The 22,430-nt window shown below is 73.4% G+C and carries 22 protein-coding genes; 9 read left to right on the forward strand and 13 right to left on the reverse strand.

Annotated features, from left to right (window positions below):
- Positions 1 to 2 precede the first annotated feature (2 nt).
- Positions 3 to 1,418, reverse strand: a complete 1,416-nt coding sequence (locus tag AB0G13_RS05170; protein WP_357869121.1) for a cytochrome ubiquinol oxidase subunit I — start codon at positions 1,416 to 1,418, stop codon at positions 3 to 5.
- Positions 1,419 to 1,625: 207 nt separating this feature from the next.
- Here AB0G13_RS05170 and AB0G13_RS05175 point away from each other — a divergent pair, with 207 nt between their 5' ends.
- A complete protein-coding gene (locus AB0G13_RS05175; RefSeq protein WP_357869124.1) occupies positions 1,626 to 2,402 on the forward strand; it encodes a lysophospholipid acyltransferase family protein in 777 nt (258 codons plus the stop codon).
- Positions 2,403 to 2,544: 142 nt separating this feature from the next.
- Here AB0G13_RS05175 and AB0G13_RS05180 read toward each other — a convergent pair whose 3' ends face one another.
- Complete coding sequence (locus AB0G13_RS05180; protein WP_357869127.1) at positions 2,545 to 3,351, reverse strand: hypothetical protein; 807 nt, start codon at positions 3,349 to 3,351, stop codon at positions 2,545 to 2,547.
- A gap of 963 nt (positions 3,352 to 4,314) precedes the next feature.
- Here AB0G13_RS05180 and AB0G13_RS05185 point away from each other — a divergent pair.
- The 5 genes from AB0G13_RS05185 (at position 4,315) to AB0G13_RS05205 (ending at position 9,439) form a co-directional block, all read left to right on the forward strand.
- The gene (locus tag AB0G13_RS05185; protein ID WP_357869130.1) at positions 4,315 to 5,565 is read left to right on the forward strand and encodes a sensor domain-containing protein; all 1,251 of its coding nucleotides are present in this window, start codon (positions 4,315 to 4,317) and stop codon (positions 5,563 to 5,565) included.
- 41 nt (positions 5,566 to 5,606) lie between these two features.
- The gene (locus tag AB0G13_RS05190) at positions 5,607 to 6,251 is read left to right on the forward strand and encodes a response regulator transcription factor (RefSeq protein ID WP_357869263.1); all 645 of its coding nucleotides are present in this window, start codon (positions 5,607 to 5,609) and stop codon (positions 6,249 to 6,251) included.
- Between the two features lie 240 nt (positions 6,252 to 6,491).
- The gene (locus AB0G13_RS05195) at positions 6,492 to 7,259 is read left to right on the forward strand and encodes a glycerophosphodiester phosphodiesterase (protein ID WP_357869133.1); all 768 of its coding nucleotides are present in this window, start codon (positions 6,492 to 6,494) and stop codon (positions 7,257 to 7,259) included.
- 18 nt (positions 7,260 to 7,277) lie between these two features.
- A complete protein-coding gene (locus AB0G13_RS05200) occupies positions 7,278 to 8,666 on the forward strand; it encodes an MFS transporter (protein ID WP_357869135.1) in 1,389 nt (462 codons plus the stop codon).
- Between the two features lie 59 nt (positions 8,667 to 8,725).
- Positions 8,726 to 9,439 carry a thymidine kinase gene (locus AB0G13_RS05205; protein WP_357869138.1) on the forward strand — a complete coding sequence of 238 codons (714 nt, stop codon included), beginning with the start codon at positions 8,726 to 8,728 and terminating at the stop codon, positions 9,437 to 9,439.
- 4 nt (positions 9,440 to 9,443) lie between these two features.
- On the opposite strand, the gene AB0G13_RS05210 is transcribed toward AB0G13_RS05205, so the two are convergent.
- The 3 genes from AB0G13_RS05210 to AB0G13_RS05220 all read right to left on the reverse strand — a co-directional run bounded on the left by AB0G13_RS05210 (position 9,444) and on the right by AB0G13_RS05220 (position 11,631).
- On the reverse strand, positions 9,444 to 9,902 hold the full coding sequence (locus AB0G13_RS05210) for a hypothetical protein (protein ID WP_357869140.1): 459 nt from the start codon (positions 9,900 to 9,902) through the stop codon (positions 9,444 to 9,446).
- A 128-nt stretch (positions 9,903 to 10,030) separates the two neighbouring features.
- Positions 10,031 to 10,678: a response regulator transcription factor gene (locus tag AB0G13_RS05215; protein ID WP_357869143.1), complete on the reverse strand. Its 648-nt coding sequence runs from the start codon at positions 10,676 to 10,678 to the stop codon at positions 10,031 to 10,033.
- Positions 10,675 to 11,631 (reverse strand): HAMP domain-containing sensor histidine kinase, encoded by a 957-nt coding sequence (locus AB0G13_RS05220; protein ID WP_357869146.1) that lies wholly within the window; start codon positions 11,629 to 11,631, stop codon positions 10,675 to 10,677. The genes AB0G13_RS05215 and AB0G13_RS05220 overlap by 4 nt, the downstream gene beginning before the upstream one ends.
- Positions 11,632 to 12,079: 448 nt before the next feature.
- On the opposite strand from AB0G13_RS05220, the gene AB0G13_RS05225 reads away from it, so the two are divergent.
- Positions 12,080 to 13,384 (forward strand): ArsB/NhaD family transporter, encoded by a 1,305-nt coding sequence (locus AB0G13_RS05225; RefSeq protein WP_357869149.1) that lies wholly within the window; start codon positions 12,080 to 12,082, stop codon positions 13,382 to 13,384.
- Between the two features lie 61 nt (positions 13,385 to 13,445).
- Positions 13,446 to 13,931 carry a TrkA C-terminal domain-containing protein gene (locus AB0G13_RS05230; RefSeq protein WP_357869152.1) on the forward strand — a complete coding sequence of 162 codons (486 nt, stop codon included), beginning with the start codon at positions 13,446 to 13,448 and terminating at the stop codon, positions 13,929 to 13,931.
- Positions 13,932 to 13,989: 58 nt separating this feature from the next.
- Here the strand turns inward: AB0G13_RS05230 and AB0G13_RS05235 are convergent, their stop codons facing one another.
- From AB0G13_RS05235 to AB0G13_RS05260, 6 genes are all read right to left on the reverse strand, one after another.
- Entirely contained in the window at positions 13,990 to 14,988 is a 999-nt protein-coding gene (locus AB0G13_RS05235; protein WP_357869155.1) for a tyrosine-type recombinase/integrase, read from the reverse strand.
- A 46-nt stretch (positions 14,989 to 15,034) separates the two neighbouring features.
- A complete protein-coding gene (gene abc-f, locus AB0G13_RS05240) occupies positions 15,035 to 16,672 on the reverse strand; it encodes a ribosomal protection-like ABC-F family protein (RefSeq protein WP_357869158.1) in 1,638 nt (545 codons plus the stop codon).
- A 293-nt stretch (positions 16,673 to 16,965) separates the two neighbouring features.
- Positions 16,966 to 17,397 (reverse strand): Hsp20/alpha crystallin family protein, encoded by a 432-nt coding sequence (locus AB0G13_RS05245; protein ID WP_357869161.1) that lies wholly within the window; start codon positions 17,395 to 17,397, stop codon positions 16,966 to 16,968.
- Positions 17,398 to 17,494: 97 nt separating this feature from the next.
- Positions 17,495 to 17,980 carry a GNAT family N-acetyltransferase gene (locus tag AB0G13_RS05250; RefSeq protein WP_357869164.1) on the reverse strand — a complete coding sequence of 162 codons (486 nt, stop codon included), beginning with the start codon at positions 17,978 to 17,980 and terminating at the stop codon, positions 17,495 to 17,497.
- Between the two features lie 65 nt (positions 17,981 to 18,045).
- The gene (locus AB0G13_RS05255) at positions 18,046 to 18,564 is read right to left on the reverse strand and encodes a DUF2087 domain-containing protein (protein ID WP_357869167.1); all 519 of its coding nucleotides are present in this window, start codon (positions 18,562 to 18,564) and stop codon (positions 18,046 to 18,048) included.
- Positions 18,565 to 18,647: 83 nt separating this feature from the next.
- Positions 18,648 to 19,145, reverse strand: coding sequence for a MarR family transcriptional regulator (locus tag AB0G13_RS05260; protein WP_357869170.1), 498 nt, complete (start codon positions 19,143 to 19,145; stop codon positions 18,648 to 18,650).
- A 69-nt stretch (positions 19,146 to 19,214) separates the two neighbouring features.
- On the opposite strand from AB0G13_RS05260, the gene AB0G13_RS05265 reads away from it, so the two are divergent.
- Positions 19,215 to 20,456, forward strand: a complete 1,242-nt coding sequence (locus tag AB0G13_RS05265) for an MFS transporter (protein WP_357869172.1) — start codon at positions 19,215 to 19,217, stop codon at positions 20,454 to 20,456.
- A 20-nt stretch (positions 20,457 to 20,476) separates the two neighbouring features.
- On the opposite strand, the gene AB0G13_RS05270 is transcribed toward AB0G13_RS05265, so the two are convergent.
- Together AB0G13_RS05270 and AB0G13_RS05275 are read right to left on the reverse strand one after the other, a co-directional pair.
- On the reverse strand, positions 20,477 to 21,109 hold the full coding sequence (locus AB0G13_RS05270) for a response regulator transcription factor (RefSeq protein WP_357869175.1): 633 nt from the start codon (positions 21,107 to 21,109) through the stop codon (positions 20,477 to 20,479).
- Entirely contained in the window at positions 21,106 to 22,314 is a 1,209-nt protein-coding gene (locus tag AB0G13_RS05275) for a sensor histidine kinase (RefSeq protein WP_357869178.1), read from the reverse strand. Before AB0G13_RS05275 ends, AB0G13_RS05270 begins: the two co-directional genes overlap by 4 nt.
- Positions 22,315 to 22,430 lie beyond the last annotated feature (116 nt).

Consider the following 22,430-nt stretch of genomic DNA (forward strand, 5'->3'; position numbering starts at 1 on the left):
GGTCAGTAGGCGAACGCGAGCGGGCGCTCGGCGTCGTCGTGGCTGTCGTCGATGTCGGGGTTCGGGGTGAGGTCGGGCACGCCGGCCTTGGCGTAGCGCAGCAGCAGCTTGACCTCGACGACGGCGAGGGCGGCGTAGATGAGGGTGAAGGCGGTGAACGAGGTGAGCACCTCGGTCAGCGAGACGCTGCGGGACACGCCGTCGCGGGTGAGCATCTCGCCGAAGACGATCCACGGCTGGCGGCCCATCTCGGTGAAGATCCAGCCGAAGGAGTTCGCGACCAGCGGCAGCAGGGGCATGACCAGGCCGGCGCGCAGCAGCCACTTGCTGGTGGGGGTGCGGCCCTTGCGTTGGCTCCAGAGCACCAGCAGGGCGATCGCGGCGGCGGCCATCCCGAAGCCGATCATGAAGCGGAAGCTCCAGTAGGTGACCGGGATGATCGGGGTGTAGCTGCCGGCGCCGTACTGGGAGGCGTACTGGGCCTGCAGGTCGTTGATGCCCTGCACGGTGCCGTTCGGGTCGCCGGTGCCGAGCCAGGACAGCAGGTGCGGGATCTTGAGGGCGAACAGTTCGCGGCTGCCGTCGAGGCTGCCGACGGTGAGTACGGAGAACGAGGCGGGGCTCTCGGTGGTGTAGAGGCCCTCGGCGGCGGCCATCTTCATCGGCTGCACCTGGGTCATGATCTTGCCCTGGATGTCGCCGGTGATGGCGACGGCGGCGGCGGAGACGAGGGTGACCCAGGAGCCGAACTTCGCGGCGAAGCGGTAGGCGGGGGTGTCGGCGCAGTCGCGGTTGCGCACCAGGTGCCACATGGCGACGGCGACCAGCAGCGAGCCGGCCACCAGGAACGCGCCGGCGATGGTGTGCGGGAAGGTGATCATGGCGACCTTGTTGGTCAGCACGGCCACGAAGTCGGTGAGTTCGGCGCGCCCGGTGTCGGGGTTGATGCGGTAGCCGACCGGGTTCTGCATGAACGAGTTCGCCGCGAGGATGAAGTACGCGCTGAGGTTGCTGCCGATCGCGGCGGCCCAGATGCTGGCCAGGTGCAGCCGCTTGGGCAGCCGGTCCCAGCCGAAGATCCACAGGCCGATGAAGGTCGACTCCAGGAAGAACGCGACCAGCGCCTCGATCGCCAGGGGGGCGCCGAAGATGTCGCCGACGAAGCGGGAGTAGTCGCTCCAGTTCATGCCGAACTGGAACTCCTGCACGATGCCGGTCACCACGCCCATGGCGAAGTTGATCAGGAAGAGCTTGCCGTAGAACTTGGTGAGCTTCAGGTACTTCTCGTCGCCGGTGCGGTGCCACAGCGTCTGGAGGATCGCCACCAGCACGGACAGGCCGATGGTCAGCGGCACGAAGAGAAAGTGGTAGACGGTGGTGACACCGAACTGCCAGCGGGCGACGTCCAACGCGTCCACCAGTAACCCCCAGGCTGTGCATACTACGAGACGTAGTAAATACTACTGCTCGTCGTAGAGAAATCGGCAGGGGCGGGCGGCCCTAACCGGCCCGGGACCAATGACCCTGATCACCTCTGCCGGACGGCCCGGCGATCACCGCGGCGCCGGGGCCGATCCGCGCCCCGGACCCCGCCACCCGGCCCGCGCGTGCGACCATTCCCGCTGATGGACACCGCCCACCCGACGTGGCAGCCGCCACTGATCTGGCGCACCGCGCAACTGCTCGCCCGCGTCGTCGTCGCGCTCGTGGCCCGCCTGGAGGTCAGCGGCGACGTGCCCGAGGCGCTGCGTCGGGGCCCGCTGATCCTGGCCGCCAACCACATCAGCCCGTTCGACCCGGTCGTGCTCGCCGCCGCCTGCCGGGCCCGGGGCGTCGCCCCCCGGATCATGGCCACCGGCGGGCTGTTCCGCACCCCCGTCATCGGCGCCGCGATGCGCCGCGCCGGGCACATCCGCGTCGACCGGGGCACCAGCGCCGTGCACCAAGCCCTCGACGACGCCGCCGCGGCCGTCGCCGGCGGCTCGGTGATCCTGGTCTACCCGGAGGGTCGCATCGGCCTGGACCCCGGCATGTGGCCCGAACGCGGCAAGACCGGCACCGCCCGCCTCGCCCTCGCCTGCGGCGCCCCGGTGATACCGGTCGCCCAGTGGGGCTCGCACGAGGTGGTGCCCTACCGCGCCCCGAAGGGGCTGCTGCGCGGCGTCGCCCGGGCGGTGTGGCGGCGCCCCGTGCTGCGGGTGCACTTCGGCGACCCGGTCGACCTGGCCGACGTCACCCCCGGCACGCCCGCCGCCGCCCGCCGCGCCACCGACCGGATCATCGACGCCATCACCGACAACCTCGCCCCGCTGCGGCCCGACGAACCCGACCGGCCCCGCCACGTCGACCCCGGCCGCCCCGCCGACACCAGCCGCTCCCACCGCCGCCGCCCCACCGCCTGAGCCCGAGCCTCGCCCCGGCTGCCGTCGGGACGAACCGGCCAGATGCCGTCCCGCCGGATCAACGCGGCGGCACGACCGCCGGGTGGTGGTGTTCAGCGGTGTTCTCGCTGGAGCGCGTGAAGCTGAACGCCCACGAGGTGCATCACCATCCGCCCTCGAAGAAGGCCAAGAGTGCCGGCGCCGGGTCCGCTGCGGTGGTCGTGTTCGCCACAACGACAACGATCACGACCAGCGACAACAACGCCGAGAGAACACCGAACGACCCCAACACGCGCCTCGTTCGCCTGTCGGACGACCCCGTTCTCGCAAACCTCTTCCACAACACCACACTCATGCCGATGAGGACGACCGCCACGATCGCAGCAACCACGGCCATCGCCACGTGATATCGAGAAAAGTCGCTGATCATCACCTCGAGGGCAGGCGGGGCTTGGTCACCCCCACTCAGGGAGTCAGCCAGCCGCTGCCTGACCTGGTCGAGCGTATCGGCGAGCTCTCCGTCGGTTTCACCGACCGCCAGCATCGGCAACAGCGAGGCGAAGGGCGCTACTGCACCCTGGACGTTGGCCATCACCGTCGCCGACGTGAACACCGCGAGCATCGTGACAAGAACGCCGGCCGACGCGAGGGCGGCCCTCCTCTCCGCCCCGAGACCGCCGGCCCGCAGGAACGCCTTCCAGAGAAGAACGCCGAGTGCGGCGAGCACGATCAGCAAGATCGCGGCGATCACGGCCTTGGCCACGTGGTAGCGGAACCAGTAATCGACAACCCCCTCCAGGCCCGGGGAGAAATCCCGATCGCCGGAACTCCAATAGTCGACGAATGCCTCGCGGAGGGCTTCGGTGAGGTCGCGCTTGTCGACGAAACCGCCGTCCGGCCCGCTCGCCGCCAGCGTGCGAGGGGCGACGACGAAGGCGGCGACGAGGGCCACAGCGAGGGCAACGAGCACAGCGAGTGCGCGACCGGAGATACCTGCGGATCGCGACGGGACTGCGGGACTGCGCAAGGAGGTTCCTTCGGCTCGATCGAGTGGGTGGACGGCGCACCGACCTGCAGGTTCGCCGGTTTGAGCGGTGTGGTGCAGCAGGGTCCCAGGACAGGGTGTTCGAGGCGCGGCTCTGCCGCAGCACGCGGGACCGGCTCCGCCATGAGGCGGTTACGGCGTCGGTGGTGAGCAGGTCGTGTTCGGGATTGTTCGTGCGTGTGGTGGGTGGTGATGCTGTTGCATTGCGATGACCATTCCGCACCGGCGGTCGCCCGGTCACCGGGGTACGCCGGACACTTGGGGGTGGGGCCTGCCCCACCTCTCGGGGCAGGGCAGGTGGGCGTTGGGGCGGGCGGAGGGTTCCGTCTCCTCCGGCTTGCACCGTCGACCCGCGCGCTTCGAGGCGGCCGCGGAGCGCACGGTGGCGATCCGCCACCGTTTCCACGTCGGCACGTACCGGCCAACGCGACGAGGAACTAGCTGACCGCGGTCAAGCCAGTCGCGCACATGCTGTGGCCCGGGCTGACCTTCGGCGTGCCGTGCGCGTATACGATGGACGCGCTCGCGGCCGGGGCCCGGACGCTCACCTGCTGTGATGCCTGAACCGCCACGCCAGAACCACGATGTCAGAGCCGCTGCGCCAGAACAGGGAACAATGGGCATGAACACGGTCCAGCGGGTCGGGCGTGAGCTACCGCCGGCGCACGTCCACATCGGTGCGGTGCGTCCTGGTCTTCGAGGACCACAGCCAGACCGGCACCGGGTCACCTCCACGGGGTCGACCTGAAGGCGGATCGGCGTGCGCTCGATGATGGGGAATTCGCCATCGTGGTCGATCCAGGCCGCGCGGTGGTGAGCCGCGGGTGGATCTGGTCCCAGTGGCGGTCGGGTGTCAGGTTCGTCTTCCGCACGGGGCGTCGCGCGATCGTGGAGTCGCTGTACCTGCTCACCGCGCCGGTGACCGCCGCGGTTGGCCTGCTGCTGGTGCTCGCCGGTCTGTGTGTTGGAGCGGTCGGTCTGCTGTTGCCGGGCGGGTCGCCGGTCGTGGCCGGCGGTCTGGCGCCGGTGCGGTGGTTCGCCGACGTGGAACGGTGGCGGATCGCCAAGGTGCGTTTCCCGGCCGCCGCGGTGGAGGGTGTGGGCCAGCGGCAGAGACCGAAGGAGACGGCCGCCGCCTCCGACCCGAGGCTGTGGCTCGGCGTGGCGCACGCGGTGGTGGTGCTCCCTGTCGCGCTGGTCACCTCGGTGGTGACGGTGCTGTGGTGGTTCGTCGGCCTCGGTGCCGGCACAACCGCTCTGCGTAACCAATACTCGTCCGCTGAGCCGATGCGGCCCATGACCCTGACCGTGGGCAGCGCCCAGTCCCACATCGCCTTGAGCCTGGGGCTGACGTCGCCGACCGAGCGGCTCGCCTTCGGGACCGCGGTCGGCCTGCTGCTGCTGCTCACCCTGCCGCTGGGGACCCGGGCGTGCGTCGCCGCCCAGGCCGGGCTGGGGCAGACGCTGCTGTCTGACACGTCCGCGTTGCAGCGCAGGATCAGCGGACGGGAGCAGGAGAGCGTTCGCGCGCAGACCGTCGCGCCGGTGACGGCCGAGACGACCGCGCTGCGCCGGCTCGAACGCGACATCCACGACGGGCCCCAGCAGCGGCTGGTCCGCCTGGCGATGGAGCTGGGCCGCGCCCAGCACCACTTCGACAGCAGGCCGGAGGCCGTCCGCGCGGCGCTCGCCGACGCGATCGTCCAGACCGAGGAGGCGCTGGACGAGCTACGGGCCCTGTCGCGTGGCATAGCTCCGCCGCTCCTCGTCGACCGCGGCCTGCGCGCGGCGCTCACTGCCCTGGCCGCGCGCTCGACCGTGCCCGTTGAGCTCGATGCCGACCCCCTGAACCGCCGGCTGGACGCTGCCGTCGAGACGGCCGCGTATTTCATGATCGCCGAGGCCCTGACCAACGTGGCCAAGCACAGCCACGCCGGCCGGTGTGCGGTCGGACTGCGCCACAGCGAGGGAACGTTGCGGGTCTGGGTGACGGACGACGGAGTGGGCGGCGCCGCGCTGGACAAGGGACACGGGCTGCGGGGGCTGGAAGACCGGCTGCACGCGGTCGGCGGCCGGCTGTGGGTCACCAGTCCCTGCGGCGGCCCGACGACGATCACCGCGGAACTGCCGTGCTGCTGAACCCGCCCGAACCACCACCGGACCGCGCGGCCCGCGCTCCGCTGCGGATCGTCCTGGCCGACGACGCGGTACTGCTGCGCGAGGGCCTGGTCCGCCTGCTCACCGAGGACGGTCACCAGGTGGTGGCCGCGGTCGGTGATGGCCCGGCCCTGGTCGAGGCGGTGCTCAGACACCGCCCGGACGTGTCGATTGTCGATGTGCGGATGCCGCCGACCTTCACGGACGAGGGCTTGCGCGCGGCGATCACGGCCCGCTCGCGGTTGCCCGGCACCCCCATGCTGGTGCTCAGCCAGTATGTGGAGGCGTCCTACGCCGGCGATCTGCTCGCGGACGGCTCCGGTGCGGTCGGGTACCTGCTGAAGAACCGGGTCGCCAGGGTAGAGGAGTTCCTGGACGCCCTGGATCGGGTCGCCCGGGGCGCGACGGTGCTCGACCCGCAGGTTGTTGCGCAGTTGCTGGCCGGCCAGCGCCGGGACGACGCCCTGGGGGCGCTGACCACGCGTGAACGGCAACTCCTGGCGCTGATGGCCGAGGGTCATTCCAACACGGCCATCGCCGAGCAGCTGGTGGTCTCCGCCAGCACGGTGGAAAAGCACATCGGCAACGTTTTCGCCAAGCTCGGCCTGCCGCCCGACGACGCCAAGCACCGTCGGGTGCTCGCCGTCCTCACCTATCTCAGGGCCTGACGGCGGCCCGCCCGCAGCGCCCTCGGTGGGCCTGCCCCACCCCAGGTGTCCGGCGTGCTCCCCGCTACGGCGAGGGGCCCAATGGCGGTGTCACATCCTGTGACGCCATGGCGGCCGGCCGTGGGGTCGGCGGCGACCCGTGGAGCCCCGCAGTGGCCGCCCAGGAACGGTCCGTGGGCGACCATCCACGGTCACGGGCTGGTCGCCACGCGGCAACCCGGGACCGGCATACTGCGTCGCGTGCTGACCCGTCACCCCTACCTCGACGCCCCCGCGCCGCTGGCCTTCGCCCACCGCGGCGGCGCCGCCGAGGGTGACGAGAACACCGCCGCGGCGTTCGCCCGCGCGATCGGGCTCGGCTACCGGTACGTCGAGACCGACGTGCACGGCACCACCGACGGCGTGGCGGTGGTCTTCCACGACGCCACGCTGACCCGGGTCACCGGCGAGCCGGGGCGCATCGCCGACCTGCGCTGGGCAGATCTGGCCTCGGTACGCGTCGGCGGCGCCGCCGTGGTGCCCCGCCTCGACGAGGTCCTCGACGCCTGGCCCGAGGTGCGGTTCAACATCGACGTCAAGGCCGACGGCGGCGTCGACCCGACCGTGACCACCGTCGCCCGGGGCAAGGCCGGCGACCGGGTGCTGCTCGCCTCGTTCAGCGACGCCCGACTGGCCCGGCTGCGCGCCCTCACCGAGGGCCGGATCGCCACCAGCCTCGGCATGCGTGGGGTCGCCCGGCTGCGGATGGCGTCGCTGACCGGCCGGGCGCTGCGGATGCCCCCGTCGGTCGTCGCCGCCCAGGTGCCGGTGCGCTACGGGCGGGTGCGCGTGGTGGACCACCGGTTCCTGCGCTACGTCCACCGACTCGGCCTGCAGGTGCACGTCTGGACGATCGACGAACCTGCCGAGATGCACGAGTTACTTGATCTTGGTGTGGATGGCATCATGACCGATCACGTCGGCGTGCTGCGCGACGTCTACCGCAGCCGCGGCCACTGGGCCGCCTGACCCGTTCGAAGGACCCCGATGGCCGAGACCGTCTCCCCCGCGGTGGACGACACCCCCGCCCCGGCGAGCACCCGCCGCGAACGCAGCGGCTGGTACTTCTACGACTGGGCGATGTCCGCCTTCTCCACCACCGTCATCACCGTGTTCCTCGGCCCGTTCCTGACCACCGTCACCGAACTCGCCGCCGGCTGCGAACTCGGCGCCGACACCTGCAACGGCTACGTGTACCCGCTGGGCATCAAGGTCGCCGCCGGCTCGTACTTCCCGTACCTGGTGTCGCTGTCGGTGTTCCTCACCGTGTTCGCGCTGCCGGTCGTGGGCGCCATCGCCGACCGGTCGGCGCACAAGAAGCGGCTGCTCGCCGTCGCCGCCTTCACCGGCGCCGGCGCGACCGTCGGCATGCTCTTCGTCACCGGCGACCGGTACCTGCTCGGCGGGGCGCTGTTCATGATCGCCAACATCGCCTTCGGCGCCGGCGTCGTGGTCTACAACTCGTTCCTGCCGCAGCTCGGCGGCCCCGACGACCGCGACGGCATCTCCAGCCGCGGCTGGGCGCTGGGCTACCTGGGCGGCGGCGTGCTGCTGGCGCTCAACCTCGTCGCGGTCAGCATGCTCGGCGAGGAGGGCAACCACCAGCGCACCCTCGATTTGGCCCGCTGGTCGATCGTGTCCGCCGGCGTGTGGTGGGCGGTGTTCACCCTGGTCCCGCTGCGCTGGCTGCGTGAGCACCCCACCGCCGCCGCGCTGGCCGGCGGCAACCCGGTCACCGACGGGTTCCGGCAGCTCGGCCGCACCCTGCGCGAGATCAAGGCGTACCCGCTGACGCTGTTCTTCCTGCTCGCGTTCCTGGTCTACAACGACGGCATCCAGACCGTCATCGCCCTGGCCAGCCAGTACGGCACCGAGGAACTGAAGCTCGAGCAGAGCACCCTGATCGTCACCATCCTGCTGGTGCAGTTCCTCGCCTTCGGCGGCGCGCTGCTGCTCGGCGCCCTCGCCAAGCGCATCGGCGCCTGGAAGACCGTGCTGATCAGCCTGGTGCTGTGGACCGGGGTGATCCTCGGCGCGTTCCGGCTGCCCGCCGAGGCGCCGGTGCCGTTCATGGTCCTCGGCGCCGCCATCGGCCTGGTGCTCGGCGGCAGCCAGGCCCTGAGCCGGTCGCTGTTCAGCCAGCTCATCCCCGCCGGCAAGGAGGGCGAGTACTACGGCTTCTACGAGATCAGCGACAAGGGCACCAGCTGGCTCGGCCCGCTGGCCTTCGGCATCGTGTTCCAGCTCACCAACTCCTACCGGGTGGGCCTGGTCTCCCTGCTGATCTTCTTCGTCGTCGGATTCCTGCTGCTGCTGGCCGTGCCGATCCGCCGGGCGATCGTCGCCGCCGGCAACACCCCGCCCCGGGTACTCTGAGGCTGATCCGGTCCGCGCCGACCGGATCAGGCGACGTCGATCGGCTAGGCTGCCCGACCGTGACCGACCACGCCGCCGCCCCGACCTGCCTGGCGCGCCCGCCGCTGGGCCCCGACGACTCCCCCGCCGGGTGCGCCGCGGCGCGGGGCGTGGACGGGCGTCCACTGCACGCGGCGGCGTTGAAGTTCTTCTGGGGGCCGATGGACTGCGGCAAGTCCACGATGGCGTTGCAGATGAACCACAACCACTCCCGGCAGGGCCGCCGCGGCCTGGTCACCACCCGCATCGACCGCTCGCTCGGCCCGCAGGTCACCACCCGCATCGGCCTCGCGCACGAGGCCGTCGAGGTCACCGACGAGCTGGACCTGCGCACCCTCGTGCGCGACACCTGGGCCGAGGGCGTCCGCGTCGACTACCTGATCTGCGACGAGGCGTCGTTCTACAACCTGGAGCACATCGAGCAGATGGCCGAGCTGGTCGACAGCTACGACGTCGACGTGTACGCCTTCGGGCTGGCCACCGACTTCCGCTCGTGTCTGTTCCCGGCCGCGCAGCGGCTGTTCGAACTGGCCGACGAGGTGGCCCGCATCCAGGTCGAGGTGCTCTGCTGGTGCGGCCGGGAAGGGCTGCTCAACGCCCGGGTGGTCGACGGCCGGGTCGTCCGCGAGGGCCTGCAGGTCGTCATCGGCGACACCGTGGACAGCGCCGACGTGCGCTACCAGGTGCTCTGCCGCCGGCACTACCGCGCGGGCGAGCTCGGCCCCCGCCGCTGAGGCGTCAGTACGGGTCGCCGCACACCCGCCAGTCCCCGTCCTCGCGCACCACCGACAGCTTCCGCTCCTCGGTGAGGCCGCTGTCGCGGGTCAGCCGCACGGTGACCGTGCCGCTCGGGCGGCCACCCCGGGTCGCCACCGACACGTCGACGATCTCGTAGCCGTTGACCACCGGCGGGGTGCGCAGCCAGCTGGTGAACCCGATCGGGCTCCACCGGCTGCGCGCGTCGGCGCAGAGCCGGTCGTACGCGCCGTCGGTGTCGCCCGCCGCCACCGACCGTAGGAACCCGTCGGCGGTCTCCCGCACCGGGCCGCTGGCCTGCGTGACCACCTGCACGTTCCAGGCGCCCAGCCCGGCCACCCCGACGCAGCACAGCAGCACGGTCACGCCCGCGAACACCAACCCGGTACGCACCGGGCGGCGTCGACGGGCCGGCCGGCTCCACGGCTGCTCAGCGCCCACCCGTCGACCGTAGAGAACCGGCGGGCCCGCCCGCAGCAAAGTCGGCTCTGTCGCCCCCGCCGCGTCAGCCCGCGCGCCGCCCGGCCGGGTCGGGGTCGCCGCCGACCGCCACCCCGGACCGGTCCCGGTCACGGCTCGATGAGCCCGGCCCGGATGGCGTAGCGGGTCAGTTCCAGCCGGTCCCGGAGGCCGAGCTTCTGCAGCAGGTTCGCCCGGTGCCGCTCGACGGTCTTGACGCTGATGAACAGCAGGCGGGCGATCTCCTTGGAGGAGTGCCCCTCGGCGACGAGCTTGAGGATCTCCTCCTCGCGCTCGGTGATGGCCCTGGCCGGCAGGCTCTCGCCCCGCGCGCTGCGTTGCAGGTAGGTGCGGATGACGGCGTTGATGGCACCGGGATAGAGGAACGGCTCGTCGCGTACGGCGGCGCGGCAGGCCTCCACCAGGTCACGGTCGGCGACGGACTTGAGCACGTAGCCGTTGGCGCCAACCTTCAGGGCCTCGAAGAAGTACTGCTCGTTGTCGTACATCGTCAGGATGAGGATGCGCAGGCCCGGCTGCTGGCGGGACAGCTCCCGGGCCGCCTGCAGGCCGGTCAGCCGCGGCATGGCGATGTCGAGGATGGCCAGGTCGGGGCGCTCGGTCCGGGCCAGGGCGATGGCCTGCGCGCCGTCGCCGGCCTCGGCCACGACGGTCAGGTCCGGCTCGCTGTCGAGGATGAGCCGGACACCGCGGCGCACCAGGGCGTGGTCGTCGGCGAGCAGGATGCGGGTGGTCACGACCGGCCCTCCCGGTCACCGACCGGCACCCGCAGCCGCACCTCGGTGCCGCCGCCCGGGCCGGGTCCCACGCTGAGCTGGGCGCCGATGAGCAGGGCCCGCTCGCGCATGCCGCGCACGCCGGCGCCCTCGGCGGCGTCGCCGACGCCCCGGCCGTCGTCGCGGATCCGCAGCTGCACGTGACCCGGCCGACGGGCCAGCGACAGCTCGACGGTGGCGGCCCGGGCGTGCCGGACGGTGTTGGTGAGGGCCTCCTGCGCCACCCGGTAGATCACCAGCTCGGCCTCGCCGTCGAGGGCGGGCAGGTCCGCGTCGAGGTGCTGGCGCACGGACAGGTCCGTGTGCCCGGTGACCTCCGTGACGAGCGCCTTGAGGGCGCTGGTCAGACCGAGTTCCTCCAGTACGCCGGGGCGCAGCCGGCGCGCGATGCGGCGGATCTCGTCGAGGCTGTCGCGGGTGGTCTCCTGCACCTGGGCGAGCTGCGCGCGCACCGGTTCGGGCGCGTGCCGGGCGACCTGCTTGAGTTCGAGCAGCACCGCGGTCAGCGTCTGACCGACCTCGTCGTGCAGTTCCTGGGCGACGCGGCGGCGCTCGGCCTCCTGCGCCGACAGGGCGCTGGCGGCGCTGGCGGCCCGCTCCGCCTCCAACCGGTCGATCATGGCGTTGAAGGCGCGGATCAGGTCCGCGATGCCGGCCTGCCCGGCCGGGACCGGGCGGGGTTCGGGCTGGAGCAGGTCGATGGTGGTCATGGCCCGGGTCAGCCGGTGCAGCGGCGCCAGGCCGACCCGCAGCAGCGCGGCGTTGGCGACCAGCATCGCGGCCAGGCCCACGGTCAGGACGACCGCCTCGGTGAGCAGCACCGGGGTGGAGACCGTGACCGGGCCGAGCAGCAGCAGCGTGGCGGCGACGAGCACGGCGGCGTTGAGCACGAAGATCCGCCAGAACAGCGGCACGACGATGCCTCCCCTCCCGGTCCGGGTCCGACGCCGGCGGTTGCCCGCGGCCCGACACGCGGCGGGTCGGCACGCCCCGCGGCGGTGATCACCCTCATCGTGGCCAGCCTGACGGCCGGGGCGCGGCCTGTAAATGCGTGCCCGCACCCATTATCCGCCGGGCCCCTCGGCGGGCCGGCGGCAAATGGGTGTCAGCCCCGATGTCGGCCCGCACCGCACCGATGACCATGAACGCGAGCCCGGGGCCGGGAGCCGCTCCGGGCTCCGCTGTCTCGTGCCCGGCTCCAGTTGTCGCCGCCCGCGGGGCCGTTCCCCGCCCCGCCGTGCCGAACCCCCGGGAGGACGCTGTGAACCGTCATCCGATGGTGACCGAACCCACGCCACCGGAAGCCGCCACGGGCACCCGCGCGCACCGGCCCGCCGGGGCGGAGCACGGCCCGCCGGGCGGATGCCCGTGAGCGCGTGGCCCGCCCTCGCCGCGATCGTCGTCTTCACGGTCGCCTTCGTCCTCATCGCCACCGAGAAGATCAACCGGGTCGCGGTGGTGCTGGGCGCCGCCGGCCTGATGGCCGCGCTCGGGCTGGTGCCCGGCTCGGAGGTGTTCTACGCGCACCACGCCGGCATCGACTGGGACGTCATCTTCCTGCTCCTCGGCATGATGATCATCGTCGGGGTGATCAAGCAGACCGGCGTGTTCGAGTTCATGGCGATCTGGGCCGCCCAGCGCTCGCAGGGGCGGCCGTACCGGCTGATGGTGCTGCTCGTCGCGATCACCGGTGTCGCCTCGCCGGTCCTGGACAACGTCACCACGGTCATGCTGGTCGCCCCGATCACCATCTCCGTGTGCCGCCGGCTGGGCATCCCGGCCGCGCCGTACCTGATCGCCGAGGTGCTCGCCGCCAACATCGGCGGCGCGGCCACCCTGATCGGCGACCCACCCAACATCATCATCGGCAGCCGGGCCGGCCTGAGCTTCAACGACTTCCTCTGGCACATGGCCCCGATCACGGTGCTGATGTTCCTGGCGTTCCTGGTGCTGGCCCGGGTCATGTTCCGCCGCGCGTTCGTGCACCGCCCGGAGCTGTTCGAGGCCGTACGCGACATGGACGCCCGCGCCGCCGTCACCGACCCGCGGATGCTGGCCCGCTGCCTGGTCGTGCTCGGCCTGGTGATCGCCGCCTTCATGCTCCACACGGTGATCCACATCGACGTGGCCGTCGTCGCGCTGCTCGGCGCCGGACTGATGGTCCTGGTGTCCAGGACGGACCGGTCGACCTACCTGGGCGAGGTCGAGTGGCCCACGCTGGTGTTCTTCACCGGCCTGTTCGTGATGGTCGCCGGCCTGACCGAGACCGGGGTGATCAGCCGGATCGGCGAGTGGGCCAGCGCCGCCGTCGGCGACAACTACTTCGCGGCGGCGACGGGCCTGGTCTTCGGCTCGGCGGTGCTCGGCGCGTTCTTCGACAACATCCCCTACGCGGCGACCATGGCGCCCATCGTGGAGGGCCTCGTCGCCGGGGCCCCGGATCCGGGCACCGGCCAGGCGCTGTGGTGGTCCTTCGCCCTGGGCGCCGACCTGAGCGGAAACGGCACCGCCGTCGCGGCCAGCGCCAACATCGTGGTGCTGGGCATCGCCGCCCGCGCCAAGGAGCCGATCAGCTTCTGGCAGTTCACCCGGTACGGCATCGTCACCACGGCGATGACCACGGTGATCGCCTGGGTGTACGTGTGGCTGCGCTACTTCGCGGCGTAGCCACACCTCGAGGCGCGACGAGGCCGGCCCATCGCGCCACGCAACACGACAGGAGGCAATGATGCAGATAGAACGCGTACCGCTGCCCGGTATCGGCGTCGGCTACACCCTGCACACCGGCGAGGGACAGGTGATCGGGGTCGTCTGCCACCGCGGCGGCCGACGCGACGTCGTCGTCTACGCGCCCGGTGACCCGGACACCGTGGAACGGTCCGTGACCCTCACCCCGGCCGAGGCGCAGGAGGTGGCCGAACTGCTGCACCCCATCGCCACCATCGACCACGTCGCGCTCCTGCAACGGCACCGGGAGGCGATCAGCGTCGCCGAACTGCCCGTCCCGGCCGCGTCGCCCTACGACGGCCGGACCCTGGCCGAGGCCGTCGCGCGCACCCACGGGGTGAGCGTCGTCGCCGTCGTGCGCGACGGACGCACGATCACCGCGCCGGGGCTCGGGCACGTCCTCGCCCCCGGCGACGTCCTGGTCGTCGCCGGGGGCCAGCAGAGCATCGGTGCGCTGAGCCGCGCGCTGGTCCACGCGGACCCGTAGGCCGCGAGCACCGGCCGGTGGAGGCCACGTACGCGTGGCCTCCACCGGCCGTCGCACCTCAGCCGCGGCGGCGGGCGCGGGCCGCCCAGATGGCGTACGCGGGATCGCGGTCGAGGTTGTGCCGGTCCCGGTCGTAGCGGCGGGTGGTGCGCGGGTCGGCGTGGCCCATCGCGTCCTGCACGTCCTCCAGGGGCACGCCCTCGGCGCGGGCGGTGGTGGCGAACGCATGCCGCAACGAGTGTGGCGACAGCCTCGCCCAGGCCGGGATGCCTGCCGTACGGGCCAGCCGGCGCACCAGCCGGAACATGGCGTGCCGGTCCAGCCGGGCCCCGCTGGCGGTGACCAGCAGCGGACCGGTCAGCTCGTGCACCGCCACGCCCTGCGCGGCGGCCCGCTGGGCCAGGTACGCGTCGACGGCGTACGCGGTGCCGGGGGTCAGGGCGCGGCGGCGTGACTTGCCGCCCTTGCCGACGAACCGCACGCTGCGGTGGCCCCGCTCGGCGCCGAGGTCGGCCAGGTCGAGCGAGACCAGCTCCCCCACGCGCAGCCCGAGGTCGGCCAGCAGCGCGATGGCGGCCCGGTTGCGGGCGGCGGTCGGCCCGGTGTCGGCCTCGGCGGCGGCGAGCAGCGCGTCGACCTCCGCGGGGGTGAGGCCCACGGTGGCGGAATGGTCCCGGTCGATGCGGGGGCGGTCGGCGCCGGCGACCGGGTTGACCTCGACCGCGCGCAGCTTGACCAGGAAGTCGTACCAGCTGGACAGGGCGGAGAGCCGGCGGGCGACGGTGGCCGGGGTCAGCGGCTTGCCGGTGCGCACGCCGAGCGTGGCCTCCAGCGCCCGGCCGTACTCGTTGACGTGCAGGAAGTTCGCCTGCAACGGATCCAGTTCGCGGGCGGCGCACCAGGCGAGCCAGCCGGCCACGTCGCGCCGGTACGCGTCGCGGGTGTGTTCGGACAGCCGCCGGTTGCGCAGCCACGCCTCGGTGAAGTCGACGGGCCCCCCGGGCAGGGCCAGCGGAAGGGGCCGGCTCGGCCGCGCCGGAGCGTTCGGGGAGAGCATGCGAAAAGGTTCTCAGCTTCGGGTCGGGAACGGGAGGAGGCGCGCCCTACGCGATCGTGGCCACCGACGGCACCTCCACGATCCGCCGGTCGGCCAGGCGCCAGCGCCGGTGGACACCGACCGCCTCGGCGAACCAGGCGTCGTGGCTGACCATCACCAGGGTGCCCCGGAACTGCCGCAGCGCCTCCTCCACCACGTCGAGGGCGTCGAAGTCGAGGTAGTTCGTCGGCTCGTCGAGCAGCAGCACCTGCGCCGGGCTGTTCACCAGCACCGCGAGCAGCAACCGGCGCAGCTCACCGGCGGAGAGCACCCGCAGCGGCGCGTCCCACTGCTCCGGGCCGAACAGGTGGGCGTCGAGCAGCCGTTCGGCGTCGTCGACGTACACCGGCACCCGCGAGCGGAAGAAGTCGCGGACGGTGACGTCCGTACGCAGCGCGTCGTGGGTCTGCGGCAGCACGGCGGCCTGCTCGGCGGCGACGACCTCGCCCCCGGCGGGTGCGTCCTCGGCGGCGAGGGCCCGCAGCAGGGTGGTCTTGCCGGCGCCGTTCGGGCCGGTGAGCAGGATCCGGTCGCCGGCGCGGACGCTGAGGTCCACGCGGTCGAGCAGCACCCGCCCGGCGGCGCGCAGCGTCAGGCCCCGCGCCCTGAGCACCTCCCGCGCGCCGGTGGCCTCCTGCGGGAACGCCAGCGTGAGCGGCGGCCGGGTGCGGGGCTCGGCGAGCCAGCGGATCGAGTCCATCTGCCGGCGCAGCCGCCGCTCGCGGGCCTTGGCCTTCTTCGCCACCTTCTTGGCGTAGCGGCGCTGCCGGTCGGCGCCGAGGCCGCTGCGCACGGACTCCTCGACCCCGCGGGCCTGCTCCTTGGTGCGGTCGATGTCGGCCAGCCAGCGCCGGTGGTCCTTCTGCTGGGCCTCGTGGTCCAGCAGCAGCCGCTGCCAGCGGCGGGCCTTCTCCGCCCGGTAGGCGCTGTAGCCGCCGGTGTAGGTCTGCGGCTGCTCGTGGATGCCGTCCAGCTCGACGATCCGGGTCACCGTGCGGTCCAGGAACGCCCGGTCGTGGCTGACCACCAGCACCGCGCCGGCAAAGGCCGCCAGCCAGTCGCCGAGCCAGGCGATCCCGTCGGCGTCGAGGTGGTTGGTGGGCTCGTCCAGCACCAGCAGGTCGGGGGTGTGCAGCAGCACCCGGGCGAGGGTGAGCCGGGCCTGCTCGCCGCCGCTGACCCGCCGCAGCGGGGTGTCGTCGTGCAGGTGGTCGATGTCGAGGCGCTGGCGGACCTCCGTCAGCCGGGCCTGCGCCCGCCAGCCGTCCAGCGCCGCCCACCGCTCCTGCGCGTCGCCGTACTCGGCGAGCACCGTGCCGTCGCCGTCGGCCATCCGCCGTTCGAGGTCGCGCAGCCGCGCGGCCAGGGGGTGCAGGTCGCCGAGCCCGGCGGCGAGGAACTGCCCGACGGTGGCGTCCGGATCCGGCACCTGCTGGGCAAAGTAGCCGACCCGGACGCCGGGGGCCAGGGCGACGTGCCCGCCCGACGGCGCCTCCTCGCCGGTGAGCACCCGCAGCAGGGTGGACTTGCCCACCCCGTTCGGGCCGACGAGGCCGACCCGGTCGCCGGCGTTCAGGACGAGCTCGACGTCGGTGAACAGCGGCTCGGCGTCGTAGTGCTTGCTGACGGACACGACCTTCAACACGGGTGATCCTCCGCGGGACGACGGGCGGGGCCGTCGACGCCCGGGTGGGCGGGACGGCCGGAACCGGCGGCGGCGGGGCACTGCCCTGCCGCGTCCTGCGGGATCACATCGTCCGGTCGGCTCCTGACGGCTCGGCTGCGCGGATCGCCGTCGAGTCTGGCACGGGCCCGCGGCCCCCGCCACCGGTTTACCGTCGCGTCGCGGCGGCGCCGGGATGGCCCGGCCGCGCTCTCGTCCGCCGGACGGGACGGGGGCGGGCGGCCGCACCGGCCGTCCCGCCCCCGTGCGCCGGATCAGGCGTTGATCTCCTTGCGGCCGCTGCCGTTGGCGGTGGCCGTGACGGTGACCCGGCGGGGCTTGGCCCGCTCCGCGACGGGGATCCGCAGGGTCAGCACACCGTTGTCGTAGCCGGCCTCGAGCTTGTCGGTGTCGAGGGTGTCGCCGAGGAAGAGCCGCCGGGTGAACGTGCCCATCGGGCGTTCGGCGGCGACGAGTTCGACGTTGTCGCCGGCCGGCCGGCGGCGCTCGGCGCGCACCGTCAGCACGTTGCGCTCGACGGTGCAGTCGATGCTGTCCGGGTCGACGCCGGGCAGGTCGAACGCCGCGTAGAACCAGTCGCCGTCGCGGTAGGCGTCCAGGGGCATGACCGCGGGGCGCGCGGCGGTGCCGAAGAACTGCTCGGTGATCCGGTCGATCTCACGGAACGGGTCGGTACGCATCAGCATGGTCCTGCCTCCTCGGTTCTCCTGGCCGAAGGTCCTTTGAGTTGAGCCGGGGCGACTCAACTTCCTCTTCTGTATTTAGCGCGTCCCGGCCGCGTCGTCAACTCAGGACCTTCTCGAACCAGTGCTGGGCGTAGACGCCGGCGTTGTACGCCGGGATCTCCCGGTAGCCGTGCCGGGCGTACAGGGCGCGGGCCTCGACGAGGTCGCTGCGGGTGTCCAGCCGGATCCGGTCGGCCCCGGCGGCACGGGCCCGCTCCTCCACGGCGGCGAGCAGGGCCGCCCCGCCGCCGTGGCCGCGATGCGCGGGACGCACGTACACGCGGGTCAGCTCCGCCCAGCCCGGCCGGTACCGCAGCCCGGCGCAGCCGGCCGGGCGACCGTCGCGGTGCGCGACCAGGAGGATCCCGGTGGGCGGGGCCAGGTCGTCGCTCGGGTCGTCGGCCATCGCCGCCGCGACCTCGCCCGGCCTGACCGGGCGGTCGTGGTAGCGGCGGACCACCTCCTCGTAGTACGCCTCGAGCAGGGCCGTCGCCTCGGGCCGGTCGGGACCAGTCGGCGCCATCGTCCAGTCTGTCGCGCTCACCCGTCGATCCTCGCGGGCGGGTCAACGGGATATCCGCCGAGGCGAGGGCGGACCGACGCGACCGGTCAGTCGCCGATGCGCCAGTAGACGCCCTGCTCCCGGGCCAGCAACCGCTCGTCGACCAGGTACCGGCGCAGCGCCACGTGGTCGGAGCCGCCGCGCTCGCACCAGCGCCGCAACACCTCGTCCACCTGCCGCTCCGGATAGCGCACCCCCGGCTCGAAGGACCTCGCCACGTGCGCCAGCACCACCCGTCGCCGGCCGCGCTGCGCCGGCAGGCCGGTCAGCGTCTCGTCGCGCACGAAGGTGCGCAGCACGCGGTCCGTGGGGTCGTCGGCCGGGCGGGGCGCCGGCGGCGTGCGGGCCGCCTCGCGCAGCCGGTCGGCGTCCACCCGCAGGTCGCCGTCGCCGCCGGTCACCAGGCCCGCGTCCACGAGCCGGCGGATCGCGGTCAGCACCTGCCGGGCCGGCAGGCCCGTCCGGTCGGCCACCGCCGGGGCGTCGGCGCCGCCCAGCACGATCGCCGCGAAGACCTGCCGCCGTACGTCGTCGGCGAGTGCCCCCGCCAGAGCCTGCGCTGTCATGCCGGCCACCCTGCCAGCCGGCGTACGCGGGCCGCACCCCCATTTCCGCCGGTGAAGGCACGCCGCGGCACGCCCGGTGGGTCTTACTCGCCGACCGCCTCGGCGCGCAGCACCACCCGGCGCAGCAGGTCGGACAGCTGCCGTCGCTCGTGCGGGGCGAGCGCCGCCAGCAGCCGGTGCTCCTCGGCGCCCCGGACGTCCATGGCCCCGTGCCAGGCGGCCCGCCCCGCCTCGGTCAGCTCCACGTCGACCCGTCGCCGGTCGGTGGTGGACGGGATCCGGCGCACGAAGCCGCGCCGGAGCAACGCGTCGACCCGGGCGGTGACGGAGGCGGGCGCCATCGCCAGGTCGCGGGCCAGGTCCGAGGGGGCCGCCCGACCCCCTCGCCCGGCCAGGGCGTGCAGGGTGTCGTACTCGTGGCCGTGCAGGTCGAGGCCGACCAGGGTCCGCTCCTTGACCTCGCGCAGGTGGCGGGTGAGGAACTGGATCCTGGTCACCGCCCCTTCGACCTCGGGGTCGAGCGTCGGCAGAATCGGCAGCCAACGCTCGACGTGCCGGTCGACGTGGTCGCGGTCGCTCATGTTCCTAAGCCTATGCCGGCGTCAAAATATTCGTTGTCGAAAGGTTCGACGTCGAAGTACATTGCCCGGGTGACCCATCCCCTGCGCGTACCCGCGTTCCGGCTGCTCTTCCTCGGCCGTACCGTCTCCGCCGTCGGCGACGCCGTCGTGCCCGCCGCCCTCGCCCTGGCCGTGCTCCGGGCGACCGGCTCCACCGGCGCTCTCGCCCTCGTGCTGGCCTGCGCGTTGGTGCCCCGCCTGCTCCTGCTGCCCCTCGGCGGCGTGCTCGCCGACCGCTTCGACGCCCGCCGCGTCGCGATCCTCGCCGACCTCGTACGCTGCCTCGCGCAACTCGCCGTCGGCGTCGAACTCCTCGGCGACGCGTCGCTCGGCGTGATCGCGGTGGCCGCCGCGCTCGGCGGCGCCGCCAGCGCGTTCGGCCTGCCCACCGGCTCGCCCCTGGTCGCCGGCACGGTCGAGCCGGCCCAGCGGCAGCAGGCCAACGCCCTGATGGGCGTCACCGCCAACACCAGCCGCCTCGCCGGCCCCGCCCTCGCCGGGGCGCTGATCTGGGCCGCCGGCCCCGGCTGGGCGTTCGTCCTCGACGCCGCGACGTTCGCGCTCAGCGCGCTGCTGCTCGCGGTCGTGCGGGTCCGCCACGTCCCGATGCCGAGACGGAGCATCCTCACCGACCTCGCACACGGCTGGCGGGAGGTCCGCAGCCGGGACTGGTTCTGGGCCAGCCTGCTCGGCCACGGCGTGTGGAACGGCGCCGCAGCCGTCCTCATGACCCTCGGCCCGGCGGTCGCCGTGCATCGCCTCGGCGGCGAGGGCGTGTGGGTGCTGATGCTCCAGGCCGGCGCGGTCGGCATGCTCGCCGGCTCGCTGCTCGCCGCCCGGATCCGCCCCCGCCGACCGGTGCTGACGGCCAATCTCGGGCTGGCCAGCTACGCCGCGCCGCTGGCCCTGCTCGCCGTCGCCGCACCCGCCCCGCTGGTCGTCACCGCCTACGGGGTCGCGCTGACCGCCCTCGGCTACCTCAACCCCGTGTGGCAGACCGTCGTGCAGGGACAGTTCCCGCCGCAGGTCCTGGCCCGGGTCACCTCGTACGACTGGCTGGTCTCCCTCGGCGCGATGCCGTTGGGTTACGCCCTCGCGCCGATGGCCGCCCGGGCCTGGGGCGAGTCCGTGCCGCTGCTCACGGCGGGCGCCCTGGTCCTCGTCGCCTGCGCCGGCACCGCCGTCGTGCCCGGCGTGCGGCGGCTCACCTCGCCACTGGTGCCACGCGCCGACGAGGCGAGCCGCCACCCGGCGAGCGTGCCGAGCGCGTGACCCGGCCGGCACGGCCCCCCTCACGGACGGATCAGTCCGCGGGCCCTGGCGGCGGCGACGGCGGCGGTACGGGAATCGACGCCGAGCTTGCCGTAGACGTGCACCAGGTGCGTCTTGACCGTGGCCGGGCTGAGGTGCAGCCGTCGGCTGATCTGCTGGTTGGACAGCCCGTCGGCGACGAGTTGCAGGACCTCGGTCTCGCGACGGCTCAACGCGGTGCCCGGGGCCCGCAACCGGCCCATCAGGCGACGGGCGACGGCCGGGGCGAGGGCGGACCGGCCGGCGGCCGCCGCGCGCACGGCCGCGGCGAGTTCCTCGGGCGGGGCGTCCTTGAGCAGGTAGCCGATCGCGCCGGCCTCCACGGCGGCGAGGATGTCGGCATCGGTGTCGTAGGTGGTCAGCACCAGCACGACCGGGCCGTCGGGGCGGGCGGTGATCGCGGCGGTGGCGTCGGCGCCGTGCATCCCCGTGCCGAACTGCAGATCCATGAGCACCACGTCGACGTGCTCCCGTTCGGCCAGCGTGACGGCCCGCTCGGCGGTGGCCGCCTCGGCGACCACCTCGAAGTCGGGCTCGGTGGCGAGGACGGCGCGCAGCCCGGCACGCACGACCGGGTGGTCGTCGGCCAGCAACAACCGGATCCGACCGCTCATGCGCCCGCCGCCGTCGCCCCGGCGCCCGGGGACGGGAAGCTCACGGCCAGCCTGACGCCGCGACCGGGCGTCGACTCCACGGCCAGGGCGCCGCCGAGTTCCTCGGCCCGGGCCCGCATCGCGGCCAGCCCGAACCCCCCGTCGCCGCCCGGCCGGCTGACGGCGCCGCCCACGTCGAAGCCGGACCCGTCGTCGACCACGTCGAGGACGACCCCCCGGTCGCGATATCGCAGCGTCACGTCGGCGCGGGTCGCCCCGGCGTGGCGCACGGTGTTGGCCAACGCCGACTGCGCGATCCGCAGCAGTGCCACCTCGTGGCCGGTCGGCAGGCGCACCGCCGTCCCGTCGAGATGCAGACGTACGGCCAGCCCGGACGCGGCGGCGGTGGCGGCGCACAGCCGCCGCAGCGCCGCCGGCAGCGAGGCGCCGTCGAGGCCGGGCGGGGTCAGTGCGCGGACGAACCGTCGGGCCTCGACGAGGTTGTCCTGCGCCGTGCGGCGGGCCTGCTCGACGTGCCCGGCCGCCACGTCCAGGTGGTCCGGAAGGGCCCGCTGCGCGGCACGCAACAGCAACTGGATGCTCGACAACCCCTGAGCGAGGGTGTCGTGGATCTCGCGGGCCAGGCGTTCGCGTTCGGCGAGGACACCGGCGGCGTGCTCGGCGGCGGCCAACTCGGCGCGGGTGGCGGTCAACTGCTCGATCAACCGCTGGCGGCGCTCGCTCTCCCGGTACAACGCCTGGTAGCCGAGCACCGTGCCCACCGCGACCGCGGCGCCGATGCCCGGACCGATCACCACGCCCGGCGTGATCGTCCCCTGGTGGCCGGCGACACCGGCGACCGCCACCACGGTCGTCGCCGCCACCGCGAGGGTCCCCCAGCGGGCGGGCAGCAGGTGCAGGTGCAGCAGGAACAGCGGGAACGCGAACCACACCCCGTCCGGGGTCAGGACCAGCAGCACCAGCCACCCGGCCGTCAGCACCGCCAGCCACGCCACCGCGGCGCGGCGGGACCGGCGCACCAGCGGCAGCGCCGCCCCGACGGCATAGACGACGGCCAGCGTCACCGACGCGGCGAGCACGGCGGTCCGCTGCGGCCCCTGCCCGGTGAGGGCACGTACGGCGGCGACCGCGAGGAGGACTCCGACCAGCAGGTGCAGGCAGACGCGCAGCACCCGCAGCGGCCGAGCGAGCGATTCCGGGTTCACGATGTCTCCAGGCTAGGACGCCGACGGCCGCCGCCATCAACCAAAAGGTTGATCCCGCCGTACGCAGTTCGACGTCCCGAACCCGATCGGCGGCGCGATGGCCGCGGCCGCGATCC

The organism is Micromonospora sp. NPDC023633, from assembly GCF_040640035.1.
GTDB lineage: Bacteria > Actinomycetota > Actinomycetes > Mycobacteriales > Micromonosporaceae > Micromonospora.